Source organism: Actinoplanes missouriensis 431, assembly GCF_000284295.1.
Taxonomy (GTDB): domain Bacteria; phylum Actinomycetota; class Actinomycetes; order Mycobacteriales; family Micromonosporaceae; genus Actinoplanes; species Actinoplanes missouriensis.
In genome coordinates this window covers 1,565,111-1,585,059 of sequence record NC_017093.1, presented here as the reverse complement: position 1 = coordinate 1,585,059, position 19,949 = coordinate 1,565,111, and the positions used below count along the sequence as shown (strand labels likewise).

At 71.5% G+C, this 19,949-nt stretch carries 18 protein-coding genes; 10 read left to right on the top strand and 8 right to left on the bottom strand.

The annotated features are described in order from the left end of the window. Nucleotides 1–2: 2 nt before the first annotated feature. Nucleotides 3–1,073 (top strand): polyprenyl synthetase family protein, encoded by a 1,071-nt coding sequence (locus AMIS_RS07440; protein WP_014441594.1) that lies wholly within the window; start codon nucleotides 3–5, stop codon nucleotides 1,071–1,073. 47 nt (nucleotides 1,074–1,120) lie between these two features. Here AMIS_RS07440 and AMIS_RS07435 read toward each other — a convergent pair whose 3' ends face one another. After that, nucleotides 1,121–1,471 (bottom strand): Rv2175c family DNA-binding protein, encoded by a 351-nt coding sequence (locus AMIS_RS07435; RefSeq protein WP_014441593.1) that lies wholly within the window; start codon nucleotides 1,469–1,471, stop codon nucleotides 1,121–1,123. Between the two features lie 9 nt (nucleotides 1,472–1,480). On the opposite strand from AMIS_RS07435, the gene AMIS_RS42335 reads away from it, so the two are divergent. The 3 genes from AMIS_RS42335 (at nucleotide 1,481) to AMIS_RS07420 (ending at nucleotide 5,384) form a co-directional block, all read left to right on the top strand. Then, complete coding sequence (locus AMIS_RS42335) at nucleotides 1,481–2,374, top strand: hypothetical protein (RefSeq protein WP_172666568.1); 894 nt, start codon at nucleotides 1,481–1,483, stop codon at nucleotides 2,372–2,374. A 140-nt stretch (nucleotides 2,375–2,514) separates the two neighbouring features. Then, entirely contained in the window at nucleotides 2,515–4,500 is a 1,986-nt protein-coding gene (pknB, locus tag AMIS_RS07425) for a Stk1 family PASTA domain-containing Ser/Thr kinase (protein WP_014441591.1), read from the top strand. Beyond that, nucleotides 4,491–5,384, top strand: a complete 894-nt coding sequence (locus tag AMIS_RS07420; RefSeq protein ID WP_014441590.1) for a deoxyribonuclease IV — start codon at nucleotides 4,491–4,493, stop codon at nucleotides 5,382–5,384. The genes pknB and AMIS_RS07420 overlap by 10 nt, the downstream gene beginning before the upstream one ends. A gap of 97 nt (nucleotides 5,385–5,481) precedes the next feature. Here AMIS_RS07420 and AMIS_RS07415 read toward each other — a convergent pair whose 3' ends face one another. After that, nucleotides 5,482–6,447 (bottom strand): LysR family transcriptional regulator, encoded by a 966-nt coding sequence (locus AMIS_RS07415; RefSeq protein ID WP_014441589.1) that lies wholly within the window; start codon nucleotides 6,445–6,447, stop codon nucleotides 5,482–5,484. A gap of 72 nt (nucleotides 6,448–6,519) precedes the next feature. Between AMIS_RS07415 and AMIS_RS07410 the strand changes: the two genes are divergently transcribed. Beyond that, nucleotides 6,520–7,197, top strand: coding sequence for a CTP synthase C-terminal region-related (seleno)protein (locus AMIS_RS07410; protein WP_014441588.1), 678 nt, complete (start codon nucleotides 6,520–6,522; stop codon nucleotides 7,195–7,197). Between the two features lie 49 nt (nucleotides 7,198–7,246). On the opposite strand, the gene AMIS_RS07405 is transcribed toward AMIS_RS07410, so the two are convergent. The 3 genes from AMIS_RS07405 to AMIS_RS07395 all read right to left on the bottom strand — a co-directional run bounded on the left by AMIS_RS07405 (nucleotide 7,247) and on the right by AMIS_RS07395 (nucleotide 11,240). Then, nucleotides 7,247–8,266, bottom strand: coding sequence for a threonine aldolase family protein (locus AMIS_RS07405; RefSeq protein ID WP_041830592.1), 1,020 nt, complete (start codon nucleotides 8,264–8,266; stop codon nucleotides 7,247–7,249). A 31-nt stretch (nucleotides 8,267–8,297) separates the two neighbouring features. Beyond that, the gene (locus tag AMIS_RS07400) at nucleotides 8,298–9,704 is read right to left on the bottom strand and encodes a class II 3-deoxy-7-phosphoheptulonate synthase (protein ID WP_014441586.1); all 1,407 of its coding nucleotides are present in this window, start codon (nucleotides 9,702–9,704) and stop codon (nucleotides 8,298–8,300) included. Between the two features lie 63 nt (nucleotides 9,705–9,767). Next, the gene (locus AMIS_RS07395) at nucleotides 9,768–11,240 is read right to left on the bottom strand and encodes a glycosyl hydrolase family 18 protein (protein ID WP_014441585.1); all 1,473 of its coding nucleotides are present in this window, start codon (nucleotides 11,238–11,240) and stop codon (nucleotides 9,768–9,770) included. 239 nt (nucleotides 11,241–11,479) lie between these two features. On the opposite strand from AMIS_RS07395, the gene AMIS_RS07390 reads away from it, so the two are divergent. The 4 genes from AMIS_RS07390 to AMIS_RS07375 all read left to right on the top strand — a co-directional run bounded on the left by AMIS_RS07390 (nucleotide 11,480) and on the right by AMIS_RS07375 (nucleotide 16,035). Continuing rightward, the gene (locus tag AMIS_RS07390) at nucleotides 11,480–12,157 is read left to right on the top strand and encodes a DUF429 domain-containing protein (protein WP_014441584.1); all 678 of its coding nucleotides are present in this window, start codon (nucleotides 11,480–11,482) and stop codon (nucleotides 12,155–12,157) included. 142 nt (nucleotides 12,158–12,299) lie between these two features. Beyond that, nucleotides 12,300–14,153 (top strand): SCO2524 family protein, encoded by a 1,854-nt coding sequence (locus tag AMIS_RS07385; protein ID WP_014441583.1) that lies wholly within the window; start codon nucleotides 12,300–12,302, stop codon nucleotides 14,151–14,153. A 2-nt stretch (nucleotides 14,154–14,155) separates the two neighbouring features. After that, nucleotides 14,156–15,058, top strand: a complete 903-nt coding sequence (locus AMIS_RS07380; RefSeq protein ID WP_014441582.1) for an SCO2523 family variant P-loop protein — start codon at nucleotides 14,156–14,158, stop codon at nucleotides 15,056–15,058. Continuing rightward, nucleotides 15,055–16,035 carry an SCO2522 family protein gene (locus AMIS_RS07375; protein ID WP_014441581.1) on the top strand — a complete coding sequence of 327 codons (981 nt, stop codon included), beginning with the start codon at nucleotides 15,055–15,057 and terminating at the stop codon, nucleotides 16,033–16,035. The genes AMIS_RS07380 and AMIS_RS07375 overlap by 4 nt, the downstream gene beginning before the upstream one ends. Here the strand turns inward: AMIS_RS07375 and AMIS_RS07370 are convergent. Together AMIS_RS07370 and AMIS_RS07365 are read right to left on the bottom strand one after the other, a co-directional pair. Continuing rightward, nucleotides 16,032–16,994 (bottom strand): DUF6879 family protein, encoded by a 963-nt coding sequence (locus tag AMIS_RS07370; protein ID WP_014441580.1) that lies wholly within the window; start codon nucleotides 16,992–16,994, stop codon nucleotides 16,032–16,034. The genes AMIS_RS07375 and AMIS_RS07370 overlap by 4 nt on opposite strands. Then, nucleotides 16,991–17,923, bottom strand: a complete 933-nt coding sequence (locus AMIS_RS07365; RefSeq protein ID WP_014441579.1) for an SCO2521 family protein — start codon at nucleotides 17,921–17,923, stop codon at nucleotides 16,991–16,993. Before AMIS_RS07365 ends, AMIS_RS07370 begins: the two co-directional genes overlap by 4 nt. 152 nt (nucleotides 17,924–18,075) lie before the next feature. On the opposite strand from AMIS_RS07365, the gene AMIS_RS07360 reads away from it, so the two are divergent. Continuing rightward, on the top strand, nucleotides 18,076–19,056 hold the full coding sequence (locus tag AMIS_RS07360; RefSeq protein ID WP_014441578.1) for an FAD-dependent oxidoreductase: 981 nt from the start codon (nucleotides 18,076–18,078) through the stop codon (nucleotides 19,054–19,056). Here AMIS_RS07360 and AMIS_RS07355 read toward each other — a convergent pair. Next, a complete protein-coding gene (locus AMIS_RS07355) occupies nucleotides 19,019–19,816 on the bottom strand; it encodes a GNAT family N-acetyltransferase (RefSeq protein ID WP_014441577.1) in 798 nt (265 codons plus the stop codon). The two genes, AMIS_RS07360 and AMIS_RS07355, sit on opposite strands and share 38 nt — an antisense overlap. Nucleotides 19,817–19,949: the final 133 nt, after the last annotated feature.

Genomic DNA, 19,949 nt, shown 5'->3' with positions numbered 1-19,949 from the left:
CCGTGACGACTTCACCTCTCGAGCTCGCCGATCTCCGCCACCGGGTCGACCGGGCCCTCGCCGGGTTCCTGGCGACCCAGCGGGCCCTGCTCCTGGAGATCGACCCGGCGCTCGACGAGGTGGCCGGCACCATGTCGGCGTTCGTGCTGGGCGGCGGCAAGCGGCTGCGTCCGGCGTTCGCCTACTGGGGTTTCCGGGGCGCCGGGGGCACCGACTCGGACGCCGTCGTCGCGGCCGTCAGCGCGCTGGAGTTCGTGCAGGCCAGCGCCCTGATCCACGACGATCTGATGGACCGGTCGGACACCCGTCGCGGCGAGCCGTCGGTGCACCGGCGCTACGAGACGCTGCACGTGACGTCCGGCTGGCGGGCCAGCGCGTCCGGCTTCGGCGACGCGGCCGCGGTGCTCCTCGGCGACCTGGCCCTGGTCTGGTCGGACGAACTGCTGCACACCGCCGGCCTGCCGCTCGACGCGGTGGCCCGGGCGCGTGTCGTCTTCGACCGGATGCGCACCGAGGTGACCGTCGGGCAGTACCTGGACGTGCTCACCCAGGCGACCGCTGACACGTCGCTGGAGCGTGCCGGAAAGGTGGCCCGGTTCAAGGCCGCGAAATACACCGTGGAACGGCCGCTGCTGTTCGGCGCGGCGCTGGCCGGCGGCGGTCCCGCGGTGCACGAGGCGTACACCGCGTTCGGCTTGCCGCTGGGCGAGGCGTTCCAGCTGCGCGACGACGTGCTGGGCGTCTTCGGCGATCCGGAGCGGACCGGCAAGCCGGCCGGTGACGACCTGCGCGAGGGCAAGCGGACGTACCTGGTGGCGTCCGCGTTCGAGGCCCTCGGTGCGGACGGGCGCGCCGAGCTGGACGCCGCCCTGGGCGACCCGGCGCTGGACGACGCCGGGGTGCGCCGGCTGCGCGCGGTCATCCGGGACTGCGGCGCCCTCGCGGCGACCGAGTCCCGGATCGCGGCGCTGGAGGCGGAGGCTCTCGACGCGCTGAAGCGGGCCCCGATCGAGGACGAGGCACGCACGGTGCTCTTCGCCCTCGCCGAGGCCGCCACCCGGAGGACCGTCTAGAACGGCGGACGGTCTAGAACGGCGGACGGTCTAGAACGGCGGACGGTCTAGAAACCGGCCGCCTGCGCGCGGCGCTTCACCTCGCGGGCCCGGTCGCCACCGAGCCCGAGCGCGGCGTTGCCCCCGAGAGTCTCATCGGGTTCGTAGAGCCACCGAAGGGCCTCTTCGTCGTTGTACCCGGCGTCGTGCAGCAAGGTAAGGATGCCGGGCAGATGCTTCAGCACGGTCTCGTTGGCCACCAGCTCGGCCGGGACGAGCCGGATGCCGTCGCGCCGGACGGCGAGCAGGGAGCCTTCGCGGATCATCTGGTGCACCTTGCTGATCGACACGCCGAGCTTCTCGGACAGGTCCGGCAGGGTGATCCATCCGGCCGGGCCGGCGGTTACGGGTTCGCTCACTCGTACAGCGTGCCAGACCAGATCGGAGAACTGTTGATGAGCCTGTGGCGCAGGATCCGCGACGAAGTGGCCGGAGCGTGGCGCTCGGTCGGCTACGACCTGGGGCGGCGCACGCCGGGGACGGCCGGCTCGCCCGGTGAGCCGGACGTCACCTCGACCGGGATGACCACCTTTCCGGGTTCCCTGATCGACCTGCCCTCGTCGCCGCCGCGGACCGATGCCCGCCCCCCGCGGCGATTTGTCGCGGTTACGGCGTTCTGCCTTCTTGCTCTGCTGGGCGCCGCGGGCTCGTACCTGATCGCCACCAGCATCTTCAGCTCCCCGCGCGGTGTCGTTCCGGAGGCGGTGCGGCAGCCGGCCGCGCAGCGGCCGATCCCGGTGGATCAGGCCGAGGAGGACAGGACCGATCCGGGTACGGGGTCCGGCGCGCCCACGACCTCCGCGAGCGCGTCCCCGTCCGCCCCCGCGCCGGGCGGGACGACCACCGCCGGCGTCGGCCGGACCACCGCGACCGGGACGGCGCCCCGGACCGGGACGGCGCCCGCGTCCGCCGCCGACCCCGCCGTCCCGGCCACCTCCCGGCACCCGCGGCCGGTCGCCGTCGCGCCGGAGAAGACCAGCCGCACCGGTACGCCGTGCGGCACGTGTCACACGCCACCGGTGCCCACCCCGACCGCGCCCTCTCCCGCCGGGCCGATCGGGCCGGCCGGACCGACTGGATCGACCGGGTCGCCGACCGGGGCGTCGCCGTCGCCGTCCGGGCCGGTGACGCCCGCTCAACCGTCCGGAAGTCCCGGCACTTCGCCCGATCCGGGCGCCTCCGGGAAGCCGGGCGCCTCCGCCGGTCCGTCCCCGAGCACCGGCGGCAACGGGCACCATCACCGCCGTTCTCACCGGAACTAGCCGGATATTTCATCTTTTGGCGGATGGGGTGGGGCGGCTGCGACAAGTCGCCGCAGGTCACAGCCGTTCAGATACCCGTTTGGACTCAGCTGCGACATCCCGGTCTACCCCCACCGGAAAGACACATACACTTCACGCCGATGGACACCACAGTCGCCGATACGTTGATCGGCACAACGATTGACGGGCGCTACCGGATCACCGGTCGCGTGGCCCGTGGTGGCATGTCGACCGTGTACCGCGCCACCGACGAACGTCTGGGCCGCGACGTCGCGCTGAAGATCATTCACCCGTCGCAGGCAACCAACGTCCACTTCGTCGACCGGTTCACCGACGAGGCCAAGACGATCGCCCGTCTGACCCACCCCAACGTCGTCGCCGTCTACGACCAGGGCCGTCACCAGGGGCTTCCCTACCTGGTGATGGAGTTCGTGCAGGGCCGCACCCTGCGCGACCTGCTCAGCCAGCGCACCAGGCTGAGCCCGGTCGAGGCGCTCGCGATCCTCGAGCAGATGCTCGCCGCGATCGCCGCGGCCCACCGCGCCGGCCTGGTCCACCGCGACGTCAAGCCGGAGAACGTGCTGGTCGCCGAGGCGCCAAGCGGCGGCTCCGCGGACCTGGTGGACGCCGTGGTCAAGGTGGCCGACTTCGGTCTGGCCCGGGCCATCGAGGCGAGCACCGTGGACGACTCGGGCCAGCTGATGGCCACCGTCGCCTACGTCGCGCCCGAGCTGGTGCAGACCGGCCACGCGGACGCGCGCACCGACGTCTACTCGGCCGGCATCGTGCTGTTCGAGATGCTCACCGGCAAGGTGCCGTTCGACGGCGCCGACCCGGTCGAGGTGGCCTGGCAGCACGTGGACAACGACGTGCCCGCCCCGTCCGGCGTCACGCCCGGCCTGCCGCCGGTCCTGGACAAGCTCGTCGCCCGGGCCACCCGCCGCGACCCGGGCGCCCGGCCCACCGACGCCGGCGCGCTGCTCGGCGAGGTGCAGGCGGTCCGCGACGGCCTCGGCACGGCGAACGTGGAGACCGCGCTGCTGCGCCAGGTCCCGTCCCGGCCGCTCGGCGGGGACGCCACCACGATCGTCCCGGCCGTGCCCGCCTCCGCGGACGCGACGGCGTTCGTGCCGCCGGTGCCCGCGGGGACGTACCAGGGTGGTCAGCGACCCTCCTGGGCCCGGCTGCCGGAGCAGGGCGGCGCGCGCACCGCGCCGCACCGCCGTGCCGCCGCGCCCTCCGGCGGGTTCCTCGCCGACCGGCGCCGCGTCATGCTCTCCTCGCTGATCACCGTGATGGCCCTGGTGGTCGTCGGCTGCATCTGGTGGGTGACCGCCGGGCGGTTCAGCGAGACGCCCACCCTGCTGAACATGCCGCAGGCACAGGCGCTGGCGCACGCCGAGGAGAAGGGCTTCAAGATCGTCATCGGCGACGGCGCGTACAGCGACGTGGTGCCGAAGGACTCCGTGGTCGCGCAGCAGCCGGCCGCCCAGGAGAAGATCGTCAAGGGCGACACCATCACGGTGAACCTCTCCCTCGGCCCCGAGGTGCACCCGGTGCCCGACCTGGTCGGCGTCGAGCTGGCGGCGGCCAAGGGCCAGCTGGAGGCCCTGGGCCTGGAGGTCAAGGAGGGCAAGGCTCAGTACAACGAGACCGCCGCCGCGGGCGTCGTCCTCGCCACCGACCCGAAAGCCGGTGAGCAGTTGCGGCCCGGCGCCACGGTGACGGTGGTGCTGAGCCGGGGCAAGGCCCCGATCACCATCCCGGACTTCACCGGCAAGAACATCAACGAGGCCCGCAACGAGCTCAACAAGCTGGGGCTGAGCGGCGCCGAGCGCTACAAGGACAGCGACCAGCCGAAGGACACCGTTCTCGGCCAGTCGCCGAAACCCGGCACCGGCGTGGAGAAGGGCACCGACGTCATCCTCGACGTCAGCAACGGCCCGCCGCTGGTCACCGTGCCGGACCTGACCAACCAGCCCTGCCCCGCGGCACAGGCGACCCTCCAGGGGATGAACCTCCAAGTGCAGATCAACTTCAACCCCAACGGATTGGTACGGGGTCAGAACCCGGGCGGCAACACGCAGGTCCCGCCGCAGAGCGTGGTGCAGCTCCAGTGCTTCTGAACCGACAGGGGGCACACCGCCGGATCGGGTCACACACGAAGACGTCGGGCGGGCTGGCGAAAGCCGCCCTCCCGTACGTCGACGCCGCCGGCTCGGAGACACTGCAGGTCTACGTCTCCAACTCGCGTGGCTGGGCGCTGCCGGCCGGCGACCCGAAACAGGACACGCTGTTCCGGGACGGGTGCGGTGAGCGCGGCGTCCCCGCGTACATCCACGCGTCCCTGCTGGTGAACCTGGGCTCCCCCACCGAGCTGACCGTGGAACGCTCGGTGGCGACCCTGGAGCACGCGCTGCTGCGTGGCAAGGCGATCGGCGCGACGGCCGTGGTCTACCACGCGGGCAGCTCGGTCGACGAGGCGCACGCCGACAAGGCCATGCACCAGCTGCACGAGTCGCTGCTGCCGCTGCTCGACCGGGCCGCGGCCGAAGGGCTGCCGCGGCTGCTCGTCGAGCCGAGCGCCGGTGGCGGCCGCAGCCTGGCGTCGAAGGTGCAGGACCTCGCCGGGTACCTCGACGCGGTCGAGCGGCACCCGTGGCTGGGCGTCTGCTTCGACACCTGCCACGCCTGGGCGGCCGGGCACGACCTGGCCACCCCGGGCGGCATGACCGAGACCCTGGACGCGCTGGTCGAGGCGGCCGGCCCGGGCCGGTTGCAGCTGATCCACGCGAACGACTCGAAGGACGCCTGCGGCTCCACCCGCGACCGGCACGAGACGATCGGCAAGGGCACGATCGGCGCGGCGCCGTTCGCGGAGCTGTTCGCCCATCCGGCCACCGACGGCGTCCCGGTCATCGTGGAGACCCCGACCGTCGAGCACGAGGGCCACGCGGCCGACATCGCCCTGCTCAAGTCCCTCCGCGACGGCGACTCAGCCGGTCAGTAAGTCAGCCGGTCAGTAAGTCAGCCGGTCAGTAAGTCAGCCGGTCAGTAAGTCAGCCGGTCAGTAAGTCAGCCGGTCAGTAAGTCAGCCGGTCAGTAAGTCAGCCGGTCAGTAAGGCGGTGAGCCGGGCCGGCGGCTCGGCGCCGGTCCAGGTGGCCGGGGCGCGGAGCAACTCCACCCGGTGAACCAGCCGGGGCGTGCCGACCGGCACGCCCCGCAGGCCGGGCGTCGCGGCGACCGGCGGCGCGGGCAGCAGCGCCAGCCCGTGCCCGGCCGCGACCAGCCCGAGCAGCACCGCCACGTCACCGCCGTCGTAGCGCAGGCCGATCCGCAGCCCGTCCGCGGCGGGCAGGCCCGGCCCGGCCGGCGCGACCTCCGGGGCGTCGATCCAGTAGGCGTCCGCGAGGTCGGCCAGGTCCACGGCTGATCGCCCGGCGATCGGGTGGCCCTCCGGAACCGCCACCACGGCCGGGTGCTCGCCGATCCCGGTCGCCCCGGCGCCGCCGGGCTCCGGCAGGCGCAGCGGGTCGCTGGGCGCGGCGAAACCGTCCACCAGCCCCAGGTCGACCTCACCGGTGGCGGCGGCCGCGACGATCCGGTCCCGGCTGCCGACCGTCACCCGGATCCGCAGCCGCGGCATCTCGGCCCGCAGCCGCGCCAGCACATCCGCAACCGAGCCGCCCGCGAAAGACCCGCCCGCGATCGGGACGCCCGCCATCGAGCCGCCCGCCATCGAGCCGCCCGCCATCGAGCCGGCCACCATGGGAGCACCCGCGAGCGGGGTCAGGCCGAGGGCGAGCCGTCCGGGCGGCGCGACGGCGCGGATCACGTCGGCGCGGGCGGCTTCGAGGCGTACCAGAATGATCTCGGCGTGCCGGCGCAGCCGCTCGCCGGCCGCGGTGAGCGCAACGGGCCGCCGGGTCAGCAGCGGGGTGCCGAGGTCGGCCTCCAGGGTCGCGATCTGCTGGGAGACGGCCGACTGGGTGAACCGCAGGCGGTCCGCGGCGAGCGAGAACGAGCCGGTCTCGGCGACGGTGACGAACGTGCGCAGCAGATGCGGATCCACATCAGGAATGCTAATCCCCACGTCAACGATCATCGTTGGACGTGATGCACAGGATCGGACGAGGATTCGGGCATGAAGACGATCGCCCTGGTCGGGGACCGTTCCCCGGCCGTTCGCGCGCACACCCGCATTCCCCGGATCCTCGACGAGATCCGGGAGCTCGACCAGCTCGACTTCGACGTCTACTGGGTGCCGACGACCGAGGCCGCCGACCCGGACGCGCTGACCGGGTTCTCCGGGATCTGGCTGACGCCCGGTAGCCCGTACCGGAGAGAAGCCGGCGGCATCGCCGCGGCCCGGACCGCACGCACCGCCGGCATCCCGTTCCTCGGCACCTGCGCCGGCTTCCAGCACGCCATGCTGGAGTTCGCACGGGAGGTGTGCGGTCTCCGCGAGGCCCGGCACGCGGAGTACGACGGTGACGGCGAGGACCTGATCGTGGAGCTCTCCTGCTCGCTCGCGGGGCACGAGTCAGCGGTCGGCCTGGCACCGGGATCGCTCGCCGAACGGCTGCTCGGGGCGTCCCGGACCATCGAGCGCTACCACTGCTCCTACGGCCTGGCGACCGGCCGGCTGGACCTGCTGCGCGCGCACGGGATGCGGTTCACCGGGCACGCCGACGACGGCGAGGTGCGGGTCGCCGAGCTGCCGGACCACCCGTTCTTCCTGGCCACGCTCTTCCAGCCGGAACTCGCCGGCGACGGCCCGCACCCGGTGATCCGAGGCTTCGCGCGAGCAGCCGCCGCATGACGCCGCCGCCCGCGTGTGGAATTGAGGCGCGTCCACACGCAGGCGCCGGTCAGGCGAGGAGGTCGCTCAGGACGTTTATCGCGTGGTCGACCGCCTCGTCGTCCACGTCCAGATGGGTGACCAGTCGCGCGGTCCGCGGCAGCATCGCCGCGATCAGCACGCCACGCTCGGCGGCCTCCGCGGCCAGCGTCGGCGCGTCCAGTGCCGATTTCGACAGATCCAGGGGTACGAGGTTGGTCCGCACCCGGGCCGGCTCGACGACCCCGAACTCGGCGAGAGCCTCCGCGATCCGGTGCGCCCGCTCATGGTCTGCGGCCAGGCGCTGCACGTGGTGGTCCAGGGCGTACCGGCCGGCGGCCGCGAGCAGACCCGCCTGACGCATCCCGCCGCCCATCCGCTTGCGGATCGCCCGGGCCCGGGTGATCCGCTCCCGGCTGCCGACGACCAGCGAGCCGACCGGGGCGCCCAGCCCTTTGGAGAGGCAGACCGAGAGGGTGTCGAAGAGCGCGCCGTACTCGGCGAGCGGCACCCCGTCGGCGACGTGCGCGTGCCAGATCCGGGCGCCGTCGCAGTGCAGGGCGACCCCGTGGGCGTCGGCGACCGCGCGCAGGTCCCGCAGCACGGAGAGCGGCACGACGCCGCCGCCACCGAGGTTGTGCGTCTGCTCGACCGCGATCGCCGAGGTCGGCACCGACGGGTAGCCGGCGGGCCGGATCATCGCGGCGATCCGCTCGGGGTCGAGCTGGGCGCCGTCCGACCCCCAGGTACGGGTGGAGATCCCCCCGTAGACGGCGGCCGCGCCCAGCTCGTACGTCACCACGTGCGCGTCCGCGCCGGCCAGCAGCTCCCCGCCGGGCGGGGCGACGAGCTGCAGCGCGATCTGGTTGGCCATCGTGCCGGACGGCGCGAACAGCGCCGCCTCGTGGCCGAAGAGCGCGGCGACGTGGTTCTCCAGCGCGTTGACCGTGGGGTCGTCGCCGAAGACGTCGTCGCCGACGGCCGCGGTGGCGATCGCCTCCCGCATCCCGGCGGTGGGCCGGGTCACGGTGTCCGACCGGAGGTCGGCGATGCGATCAGTCGACCGCAGGTCGGCCGGCAACTCAGCCACGGAGCATCTCCGCCACCAGGAACGCCAGCTCGAGGCTCTGCTGGGTGTTGAGGCGCGGGTCGCACGCGGTCTCGTAGCGGCCGGGCAGGTCGAGGTCCTCGATGCCCTGGGCACCGCCGAGGCACTCGGTGACGTCCTCGCCGGTCAGCTCGATGTGGATGCCGCCCGGGTGGGTGCCGAGGCCGCGGTGCACCTCGAAGTAGCCGAGCACCTCGTCGACGACCCGGTCGAAGTGGCGGGTCTTGTACCCGTTCGAGGACTCGTGGGTGTTGCCGTGCATCGGGTCGCACTGCCAGACGACCTTGGCGCCGGTCGCCGTCACCTTCTCCACGATCGGGGGAAGCGCGTCGCGGACCTTGCCGTTGCCCATCCGGCTGATCAGCGTGAGCCGGCCCGGGATGTTCTCCGGGTTGAGCTTCTCGCAGAGCTCGATCGCGGTCTCGGGCGATGTGCCGGGGCCGAGCTTCACGCCGATCGGGTTGGCGATCCGGCTGATGAAGTCGATGTGCGCGTGGTCGAGCTGCCGGGTCCGCTCGCCGATCCAGAGGAAGTGGCCGCTCAGCCCGTACGCCCGGCCGTCACTCACCCGGGTGAGCGCGCGGTCGTACTCCAGGGCGAGCGCCTCGTGCGAGCAGTAGAGGCTGACCGTGCGCAGCGCCTCGGCGTCGGTCATGCCGCAGGCCCGGATGAAGTCGAGGGCCCGGTCGATCTCCCGGGCGATCGCCTCGTAGCGCTCGCCGGCCGGCGAGGCGCGGACGAAGTCCTTGTTCCAGTCGTGCAGGCCGTTCAGGTCGGCGAGACCGCCGGAGAGGTAGGCCCGGAGCATGTTCATCGCGGCGGCGGAGTTCGCGTACGCCCGGATCATGCGCTGCGGGTCGGCGACACGCGCCGCCTCGTTCGCGTCCAGCGAGTTGATCAGATCTCCCCGGTACGCGGGGAGCCCGAGCGAGTCGGTCGGCGACGACCGTGGCTTGGTGTACTGACCGGCGACCCGGGCCACCTTGACCACCGGCATCGACGCGCCGTAGGTCAGCACGACCGCCATCTGGAGCAGGGTGCGCGCGTTGGCGAGCAGGTGGCTCTCGGTGTTGTCGGCGAAGGTCTCGGCGCAGTCGCCGCCCTGGAGCAGGAACGCCCGCCCCTCACAGACCTCGGCGAGCTTCACCCGCAGCTGGTCGACCTCGTAGGGCGCGACGATCGACGGGACGTTGTCGAGGACCTTGCAGACCTCGGCGACCTCGTCCATGTCCGGCCAGGGCGGCATCTGCACGCGCGGCAGGCTGCGCCAGAGGTCGAGGCCGAGAGCGGAGTCCTCGGCGGAGTCGGTGGACGGGCGGGACGTCTGGAGTGCCGGGTTGCCCACCCCCGGGTGACTGAGCTGATGCCACTCTCGGCGCATGCGCAAAGCGTACGGAAGAGGGGCACCCGGCCTGCGCCCGGTGCCCCTCATCTCATCAGCTGATTACAGGTTGCCCTTGATGGCCGTGATCAGCTCACCGTTGGTGGTGTCACCGGAGAGCTCCCAGAAGAACGCGCCGCCGAGACCCTGGTTCTTCGCGTAGGTCATCTTGCCGGCGATGGTCGACGGGGTGTCGTAGCTCCACCAGTTGTTGCCGCAGAAGGCGTAGGCCGTTCCGGCGACCGTGCCGGTGGCCGGGCACTTGGTCTTGAGGACCTTGTAGTCCTCGATGCCCGCCTCGTAGGTGCCGGGCGCCGCGCCGGTCGCGGTGCCGCCCGGCGCCGCCTGGGTGACCCCGGTCCAGCCCCGGCCGTAGAAGCCGATGCCGAGCAGGATCTTGCTGGCCGGAACGCCCTTGCTCTTCAGCTTCTGGATCGCGGCGTCCGAGTTGAAGCCGGCCTGCGGGATGCCGGCGTACGAGGTCAGCGGCGAGTGCGGGGCGGTCGGGCCCTGTGCGTTGAACGCGCCGAAGTAGTCGTACGTCATCGGGAAGACCTTGTCGAGCTTCGCGATGCCGGATGCGTAGTCGGCCACGTCGAGCTTGCCGCCGTTGCTGCCGTCCGCGGAGATCGCCGAGGTGATCAGGTTGTTGCTGCCGAACTTGGCGCGCAGCGCCGAGATCACGTTGGCGTACGCGGCCGGGCCGCTGGTGTCACAGGTGAGGCCGCAGGCGTTCGGGTACTCCCAGTCGACGTCGATGCCGTCGAACACGTCGGCCCAGCGCGGGTCCTCGACCAGGTTGTAGCAGCTCTCGGCGAAGGCGGCCGGGTTCTTGGCCGCGTCGGAGAAGCCGCCGGACCAGGTCCAGCCGCCGACCGAGTAGATCACCTTGAGGTGCGGGTACTTCGCCTTGAGCTTGCGGAGCTGGTTGAACGAGCCACGCAGCGGCTGGTCCCAGGTGTCCGCGACGCCGTCGACGCTCTCCGCGGCGGTGTAGGCCTTCTCGTAGTCGGCGTACGAGTCACCGATCGAGCACTTGCCGCCGGTGGTGTTGGCGAACGCGTACAGGATGTGGGTCAGCTTGGAGGCCGAGCCGGACGTGTCGATGTTCTTCACGTGGTAGCCGCGTCCGTAGACGCCCCACTCGGCGAAGTAACCGACGACCCACTTGTTGCCGGTGGGCGGGTTCGAGGTCGGCGGCGTCGAGGGCGGGGTGGAGGGCGACGTCGACGTCGACGGGGAGGTGGAGGGCGAGGTCGGCGGCGTGGTGGGCGTGGTGCCGCCCTCACAGACGCCGCTGTCGGTCCAGACCGCCCACTGGGTGCTGTTCGTGGCCGGCGACTCGTTCTGGGTCCACCACTTGGCGGTGTAGTTGTGGCCGTTCTGTGAGGCGACGTTGCCCTTGACGTAGGTGGCGGTCGAGGACCAGGCGGGAGCACAGGCGGTGGCGGCCGATGCCGAGACGAGCGGGACCGCGACGCTTGCCGCGACCACGACCACGCTCGCAAGGATCGCCCGACGGGCGGATTTCTGCACGGGGATGTCTCCTCAACAGTTAGGAAACTTTCCAAAGAGAGGGATGCAGAGACCGTAGTCACATCGATTAACAACAGTCAAGCGAGGTCAGGACCTTTAAGGTCTGTTTAACATCGAGAACCGCGTGATGACGGCGTGCGTTCGGACGGGCACTGCGCGTAGTCTTAGATCATGACCACCGTCGACGTCAGCCCCGGTTCCCCCACCCGAAGCGCGACCGATATGGACCATCCCCGCCGATGAGCATCCACGTGATCGGCGTCGACGCGTACGCGCTCGGCTGGGTCGGCGTCGAGCTGCGGGACGGCGCCTTCGGACGTGCGGTGCTCGCGTCCACGCTCTACGAGATCGTCGCGGGCAGCTCCGGCGCCGCGGTGATCGGTGTGGACATTCCGCTCGGCATGCTCCCGGACCGGTGGCGGGCCGCCGACACGCTCGCCGCGGACACGCTCGGACCCCGCCGGGCCAGTGTCTTCCGGGTGCCGCCCCGGCCGGTCTGGATGGAGCAGGACTTCACCTCGGCGAACCGGCTGTGCCGCGAGCTGACCGGCGCCGGGCTGAGCCGGCAGTCCTGGGCGCTGCGACCCAAGCTGCTCGAGGCGAACGCCATCTGGGAACGCCACCCGGGCCTGCTCTTCGAGGCGCACCCGGAGCTGTCGTTCCGGACCATGGCGGGCGAGCCGCTGCCGTACGCGAAGAAGACCTGGAGCGGACAGGCCCGCCGCCGGGAGCTGCTGGCCCGCAACGGCATCGTGCTGCCGGACCAGCTCGGCCCGGCGGGCCAGGCCCCGCCGGACGACATCCTGGACGCCGCCGCGGTGGCCTGGACCGCGCACCGCGTCGCCACCGGCAGCGCTCTCAGCCACCCGAGCCCGCCGGAGGAGGAGAACGGCTCACGGATAGCGATCTGGTATTGATCTCTTGTGGACTGCGGCCGCGGATTGTAGCGATTCGGCTACGATCCGCGCTTCGGTCATATGGGCGGATCACCACTTAGCGTCCGCTTTGTAAACTGGCGTCGCACCAGGCCGTCTCCATTGAGTGGTGGGTGACCGCGCTATGAGGGTTCAACCCCGGCAGCAGCTTCTCGAGATCTGGCAAGCGGTGATCGAGCATTCCTACCGCGACGGCGAGTGGGTGTGGGGCGGTCGCGACGGCCGAAACTCGATCAGTGACGCGGAGCAGCTGCTCTGCGTCTTCGGACCGGCGACGGCGATCGAGCAGTTCGCCCTCGACTCGCCGGAGCGGGTCGCCGAGGACGTCCAGGCCGCCCTGAAACCGCTCGGCGGCGTGATGGACATCCCGCTCACCCTGCTCGAAGCCGTCGAGTCGTACCTGACGACGTACACCGACAAGAACGGCACGCCGATCTTCGCGGCGGAGAGCTACTTCCGCGGCCAGCCGGAGGACGACCTCGAGGCGGTGAACCCGCAGCAGCTCGCCCAGCCGGTCGTCGACTCGTTCGCCATCTCGCTCTCGCTCGCCCTGGCGACCATCGGTTTCGCCAGGCAGTTCCGCAAGAGCCTGAAACGACGCAGCTCGCGGGCCGAGATCGACCGGATCGAGGCGATGGCGAGCAAGCGGCTCTCCGCGGCCATGGTGGGCCTGCTGCGCAGCTTCACCGTCAACATCTTCGACAAGGACTCCCGCGACGGCCGGGCCCTGTGCCGCACGGTGAACCAGCGCGGCCTCTCCACCCGGAAGATCGTTCCGCAGATCCAGGAGACGCTGCGGGAGATCCGGGCCAGCCTGCGTGACGTCACGATGGGTTCCGGCGCCGGCGTGGCCGACGAGCTCGACCACCCGGACCGGCTCTTCGAGTGCGGCTGGAGCTGGGGCGTCGTCCGGGACGCGCCGGCCATCAACACGAACCAGGATGTCGGCGACCAGCTGCCGGGCGCCGCCGAACCCGCGCCCTACATCTACTTCACGGTGGTCGCCCTGGACGCCATCGAGGCGCTCTTCTCCACCCGTACCCGGCAACTCGGCCTGCTCAACGAGGAGCAGCTGCGCCTCGCGCAGGGCCTGCAGCTGCGCTGGGACCTCACCCAGTCGTACTGGTCGAAGATCGCCGTGCCGAGCGGCGGCGGGCGCTGGCCGCTGGAGGACATCCCCTGGCAGCGCACCACGGAGAAGGAATCGGAGTACTTCTCGCTGCACGTCTCCTCGATCGTGGTGCAGGACCTGGTTCGCAAGCGCGCCGGCGACGCCGACCTGGACCGGGTCGGCAAGGTCCTGGAGGAGCTGGCGAACCGCTCCCGGATCAACCGCCGGGTCTTCGCCGGCGACCAGTCCTACCTGCTGCACGCGCCCGGTTTCCCGATCAACCTGCGCGGCAGCGACGAGCTCGGCGGGCCCCAGCTCGTCTGGATGATGTCCGATTTCGCACCGCTGTTGCTCAAGCGCACGATCAGCCTGGCCGGGCTGCTCGGCGACCCGCAGCTGCGCGGCCGGATGCTCGCGCTCGCCGACGAGATCTGGGGCCACCTGGACTCGCGCCGGCTGCTCGACGACCGCCGGCGCGGCCTCTGGGACCAGCCGAAAATGGTCTTCGAGGACTACGAGGGCCTCTACACCGAGCCCTCCTGGTACCACACGAAACGGGTCGTCGACTGCCTGATCACCGCGGCCGAGGTGATCACCGAGCCACCCCTGCGCAGCGACGAGCTCGCGGACCTGGCCGGTGACCTGCTCAGCGAGGCCGAGCACCTCTACGACCAGGAGCTGCTGAAAGGCTCGCCGAACGGCGGTTACGCGATGCAGATGGACCTGCAGGCGCTGGCGGCCAAGCTCAAGCGCGGCCGCTCGATCCGCGACGAGAAACCCGGCACCGCCTCGGCCCTCGCCATCGACGTGCTGCTGAGCCTGGACCGGTTCGCCGCGGCCCGTGACGATCTCGACGGCGAGTCGTGACGATGCTGGTCTTCGCGACCTCCGACAAGGGAGGCACCGGGCGGTCGGTGACGACGAGCAACGTCGCGTACCAGTGCGCGCTCGCCGGCAACGACGTCTGCTACCTCGACTTCGACTTCGGCTCGCCGACCGCGGGCTCGGTCTTCGACGTCGACTCGGGACGGCTCGGCGTGCCGGAGGGCGGGCTCCACTCGTACCTTCTGGGGAAGGTCGCCGACCCGTGGCGCATCGACGTGTTCGGCGAGACCGAGCGGGAGAGCGTCAAGGATCGGCCCTACGACGCCGGCCGGCTGATCCTGATGCCCGGTGACAGCGGTGTCGGCGAGTTCCCGAGCAGCCCGGAGCTGGTCCGCCGCTGCGCGAACCTGATCAGCCGGCTGAACGGCGAGTTCGACGTCTGCTTCGTCGACCTGAGCGCGGGCCGGTCGTACGCGCTGCAGATGGCCCTGGCCGCCGCCCAGCAGCTGGCCGGCGTGACCACCCGCTGGCTGGTCTACCACCGGTGGACCAAGCAGCACGTGATCGCGGCCGCCGCCCTGGTGCACGGCGAGCACGGCATCCTGGACACCGGCGAGGACCTGGGCCACGACCGGGAGGAGCTGCTGTCGTCGCTGCGGTTCGTCCGGACCGCGCTCGTCGACCCGAGCCGTCCCGGCCTCACCTCCCAGCAGGCCGTGTGGATCACCGAGTGGGACGGCAAACTGCAGGCGATCGCCCAGGCCGAGGGCGCCGGGCCGCTCTGGCTGCTGCACTCGGTGCCGCTCGACCCGGTGCTCCAGTGGCGCGAACAGCTGATCACCGCGCACGACGTGAACAACATCGGCATCGCCAACGACCGGACCGCCGAGGCGTTCAAGCGGCTGTCCGAGCTGCTGCTCGACGACAAGGCCTGGGAGGTGCGGTGACGGAGCCCGCGGCCACCTTCCGGGAGCGGTCGGCGCAGCCGCGGGTCGAGCAGGTCCCGCTGGCGCACGTCTCGATCGAGCTGGGCCATCTCTACATGGAGGACTACGAGGGCGGCATCGACCAGCTGCGCCGGCACTTCCGCGAGATCAAGCCGTGGGTGGCCGCCGCCGAGCAGCGGGTCGCCGACCTCGCCGGGCCGGGCAAGCGCCCCCGGATCAGCACCTGCTTCCTGGTGGACGACTACTTCACCACGTTCAGCAGCCCGGACGAGGTGATCGCCCAGCTGGTCGAGGCGGCCGGCGACAACGGGCTCACCATCGACTACGTGGCCCGGGAGGCGGCCTGCGCCGACGCCGGGGACGTCCGGCCCGCCGAGCTGGTGCTGGACCGGCTGGTCCCGGACCCGTCGCCGGGCACCGACGGGGTCTGGCCGCCGCCGCAGGAGAGCGGCTGGCTCACCAACGGCAGCCGCCCGCCGGGCACCTCGCCGCAGCCGGCGATGGCCCGTGACGCCGGGTTCCAGCCGCCTGTCGAGAACGCCAAGAACCGCCACTCGATCTTCCTGGCCGTGGAGATCTTCTCCGAGGGGCCGGACGGCCGGCTCTGGTCCTGCCCCTACCTCGCGTCGGTCTGGCAGCTGCTGCGGCTCGGCATGCTGCGGTGCGAGGGCCGGCCGGTGGCGCCCCCGGAACCGGTCGGCGACCGGTTGCCGGCGACCTGGGCGGAGATGCCGCCGATCCTGCGGCTCAACCCGGCGGCGCAGCCGTTCAGCGCCTATCGCACGCTCTCCATGCTGGCCCGGCGCTTCCAGAACATCGAGGCGGCGGTCGGCGTGGTGCTGAGCCAGGTGAACGTCGACGAGGAGGTCCAGCGCCAGGTCCGGCGGCGGGCCGAGGGCGAGGGCTTCGGCCTTCCGGACGACCTGGTGCAGCGCATCTCGTACGTCTTCGACGGCGACACCACCAAGATGCTCTAGGACTCGCGCGGCCGGGCGGCCTCCCACAGCTCGCGGAACCGCTCGCCGCGCTCCTCGACCCGGCCGGGATGCAGCAGCAGCCGGGTGTTCACCACGATCGGCGGGTTGTTCTCGTCGAGCCAGGTGCCGGTCGTCACCTCGTAACTGATCACGCCGTCGAAGAGCACGAAGTCGAAGAGCGACGTGCGGCGCAGGTCGCTGGCGGTGGAGAGGTCGAGGACCCGGACGTCGATGCCGACGTCCGCGTGCTGGCGGTAGATCTTGTCGAGCGCGGTCTGCCCGCCCGGCTCGGGACGGTCCTGGATGAAGATCCGGCGGATCTTGACGCCGCGCCGGACGGCGTCCCGCTGCGAGTCCAGGTACCGCTGCCCCAGGTCGGTGGCCCACATCCCGCCGCCGTCGACAGTGGTCAGGCTCGTCGCGTCGATGCTGGTCACGGCGGAGTGGGCGAGGCTGAGCAGCCAGTCCCGGTCCTCACCGTCGTAGATCGCCTCGGCGCCGTCACCGAGCTCCTTGAGGAAGTCGGACATCCGGGCCAGTTCCCGCTGGGCCAGCCGGTGCGCGAGCGGCGGCGAGTCCGTACCGATCTTGGTGGAGTGCCGGACGAGCTGGCTCAGCAGCTCGGTCTGCACCGCGGACTCCTCGATCAGGCCGAACAGCTCGGTCGCCTCGCTGATCGCCCGGAACCGCTCGTCGACGCAGGCCTTGATCTGCACGGCCTGGTCCTCCTGACCGAGCTGGACCTCCCGCAGCCGGGCCTCGAACTCCACCAGGAACTGGACCACCAGCGCCGACCCGCCGACCAGCACGGAGAGCGTCACCGACAGCAGCGGGTCCTTCTGCGCGAGGTTGGTCAGGCTGAACGCGATGCCGCCGGTGATCAGGGCGATCAGGACTTTGCGCAGCACCTCGGAGAGGCGGCGTCCCGAGTTCCCGGCCGGCACGGTCAGCCCGCTCACGACGCCGGTCCGGCGAGCCGGCCGAGTTCCCGCAGCGTGCTGAGCGCGAGATGGTCGCGGATCCGCTGCACCGAGGCGGCCCATTGGCGGCCGAAGCCGGCCCGCTGCTCCATCTCCTCCCAGAATCGCCGGGTCCGCACCTCCAGCCGGGCGCCGGGCATCCACAGGTGCAGCAGATGGTCCACGGCGGGCCGGATCCGGTCGACGGCCACGGACGGCTTCGGGCCGGTCAGCCCGGCCCGGGTCACCAGCCCGGTCAGCGTGGTCAGCAGCCAGTCGTGCAGGGCCAGGTCCTCGCAGAGCGCCACCACGTCGCCGAGTTCCGTCCCGTGCGTCTGCAGCCGCACCGTCCGGTGGTCGGGCCGTTCCACGGTGAACGTGAGCGCGTCGCCCTCGGCGCCGAGGGCGGCGGCCCAGCGCAGGGTGGTCTGCCGGCTGCGGAACGGCACCCGGGAGTCGACCATCGCGCTGTTCCGGACCCGGTCGGCGGTGTGCCCGGCGATCGCGGCGAGGTTCAGCATCGGCGGAGCGGGCGCGGCGGCCAGGAAGGCGTCGGTCAGCGCGCGCTCCCGGTACTTTCCGATGATCTCCACGCTGCTCGGCCGGGCCAGATAGTACGACCAGGGCAGCCGCCGGTTGTGCGAGCTGCGCACGGCGGTGGTCCGCGCCGACGACTGCAGGACGTGTCCGCCGGTCAGCACCGCGCGGGTGGTGACCGTGCCGATCGCCCGGGCGGTGCCGTGCGGCCCGGTCGGCACGTGACAGTCCACGCCGGTCAGCCGCTCCGGCGAGACCACGTACGACATCGGACGGTCCGACCGGATCACCTGAGCGCCGGTGGTGAGGGCCAGCAGCCGCTCCCCGGCATCGGCCGGCAGCGCCGCGGAGGACGGCAGCAGGGACGTGAGGACTTCACCCAGAACCAGCATCGCCCCGCGCCCGCTCCCGTCTGGAGAATCGTTCCAAGAGTCGATTGGACCGCACCGCCTTCGATAGCGCAACGTCCCCGTATTGTCACCTTCCGCATTCATCTCATGTTCATCATCTTCGATCACTGGACCGGTTCGATTAAAATGTCTAGATGATCCGCGAGACGGACGTGGTCGTGCTCGGCGCCGGGGTGTCCGGCCTGACCTGCGCGGTGCGCCTCGCCGAGGCGGGCCTTCGGGTGCTCGTTCGGAGCAACCTCTCCTCCCCCCGGACAACCTCCTGCGCCGCCGGAGCGATCTGGGGTCCTCACCTCGTGGCGCACGATCGGGCCGAGGACTGGGCGCTCCAGTCGCTCGAGGTCTTCCGCGAGCTCGCCGCCGACCCGGCCGCCACCGGGGTCCGGATGCTCTGGGGCGTCGAGGCCGGCCGGGGCGCCGACCGCATCCCGCCACCCGGTCCGGGCGCGGAGGGCGTGCGGGAGTGCGACCGCGCGGCGCTGCCACCGGGTTACACCAACGGCTGGCGGTACCGCGTGCCGCTGATCGACATGACCCGCTACCTGGCCTACCTGACCACCCGGCTGCTCAGCAGCGGCGGGCAGATCACGGTCGACCGGCCGGTCACGCGCGCGGAGCTGCCGGCGCTCGGGCCGATCGTGGTGAACTGCACCGGGCTGGGCGCGCGCGAGCTGGTGCCGGGCGAGACGATCCGGCCGGTCCGCGGGGATCTGCTGGTGCTCGACAACCCCGGCATCGACACGTTCTTCGTGGAGGCCGAGGAGAACCAGGCACAGCAACTCACCACGTACGTCCTGCCACAGGGCGACCGGGTGATGCTGGGCGGCAGCCTCTACGACGGCGAGTGGTCGACCGCTGAGGACCCGGTGATCCGCCAGGCCATCCTGGACCGGTGCACCGAAGCCGAGCCGTCACTGGCCGGCGCCCGCCTCATCGAGCACCGGGTGGGGCTGCGCCCGGTCCGCGACAAGGTCCGGATCGGGCCGGACGAGCGCCATCCGCACGTGATCCACGATTACGGACACGGTGGTGGCGGCGTGACCCTCTCCTGGGGCTGCGCCGAGGAGGTCCTCCAGTTCACCGGCGCCGCAGCACATACCACCCGTCGGGGCTGAAGCCTGTCACCGCGTACCCATTGGCCTCGGCCTTGCTGAACCCGGCCCGGACGCCGAACCGCCAGGCTTTCGCCAGGTCCCGGTCCCGATCGTCCTTGCGCAGGGCCTCGATGTCGGGCGGGGTGGGGATCAGGCAGTGCACCCCGTCGTCGAGGAAGACGACCGCCTCGGGCCGGCCGGTCACGTCCCAGCGGTCCGGGGAGCCCGGCGTCACGACGGGCGCCGGATCATCGGCCGGCGGATCGGCGCGGAAGTCCCACTCGATCACCAGCCGGTCGGTCTCGTCACCGTCATTGAGCCCGTCGTCCAGGCTGCCGTAGAGGTTGTCCTGGTATTTCTCGACCCGGGCGTGCAGCTTGGCGAGGTTGAAGTGGGCGTTGCGCCGCACCAGCGGGTCGAAGGTCCAGCGGATGACCTCGAAGCCCTCGCCGGCGGCCCAGTCGGCCTCGTGCCGTTTGAGCAGCGAGCCCAGCCCGAGGCCCTGCATCCCGGGGAGCACCCCGACGATGTGCGAGTGGAGGTGCTTGCGGCCGCGGATCGCCACCGCCGCACCGACCATCTCGTCGGGCTCCGCGCCGTCCTCGTCGACCATGAAGAGACCGACCACGTAGTTGTCCGCCTCCGCCATCGCCCACAGGGTCGAGGCGTTGATCAGATCGACGGGAGTCTTGGCGGCCCAGACCCGGCACAGCACTGTGACCGCCTGTTCGAGCTCCTCGATCTGCTCGATCGGACGGATCGTCGGCTGCCGCCTACTCATCGGAATCACCACAGTCGCTTTTGGAATAACGAATGCCGGGCCGCGCAAGCGTAAACGCATGCTGAGCGTCGCCGCGACACCCGAATGCAGGATGCCCCTACACCATCATGTGCCCGTCACGCGACGCTATGAA

What these genes read in the sequence shown, in the direction of transcription:
- pknB (WP_014441591.1), top strand. Translation starts at nt 2,515, where the DNA reads ATGGACACCACAGTCGCCGATACGTTGATCGGCACAACGATTGACGGG.
- AMIS_RS07410 (WP_014441588.1), top strand. Translation starts at nt 6,520, where the DNA reads ATGAAGACGATCGCCCTGGTCGGGGACCGTTCCCCGGCCGTTCGCGCG.
- AMIS_RS07400 (WP_014441586.1), bottom strand. Translation starts at nt 9,704, where the DNA reads ATGCGCCGAGAGTGGCATCAGCTCAGTCACCCGGGGGTGGGCAACCCG.
- AMIS_RS07390 (WP_014441584.1), top strand. Translation starts at nt 11,480, where the DNA reads ATGAGCATCCACGTGATCGGCGTCGACGCGTACGCGCTCGGCTGGGTC.
- AMIS_RS07385 (WP_014441583.1), top strand. Translation starts at nt 12,300, where the DNA reads ATGAGGGTTCAACCCCGGCAGCAGCTTCTCGAGATCTGGCAAGCGGTG.
- AMIS_RS07380 (WP_014441582.1), top strand. Translation starts at nt 14,156, where the DNA reads ATGCTGGTCTTCGCGACCTCCGACAAGGGAGGCACCGGGCGGTCGGTG.
- AMIS_RS07365 (WP_014441579.1), bottom strand. Translation starts at nt 17,923, where the DNA reads ATGCTGGTTCTGGGTGAAGTCCTCACGTCCCTGCTGCCGTCCTCCGCG.
- AMIS_RS07360 (WP_014441578.1), top strand. Translation starts at nt 18,076, where the DNA reads ATGATCCGCGAGACGGACGTGGTCGTGCTCGGCGCCGGGGTGTCCGGC.
- AMIS_RS07355 (WP_014441577.1), bottom strand. Translation starts at nt 19,816, where the DNA reads ATGAGTAGGCGGCAGCCGACGATCCGTCCGATCGAGCAGATCGAGGAG.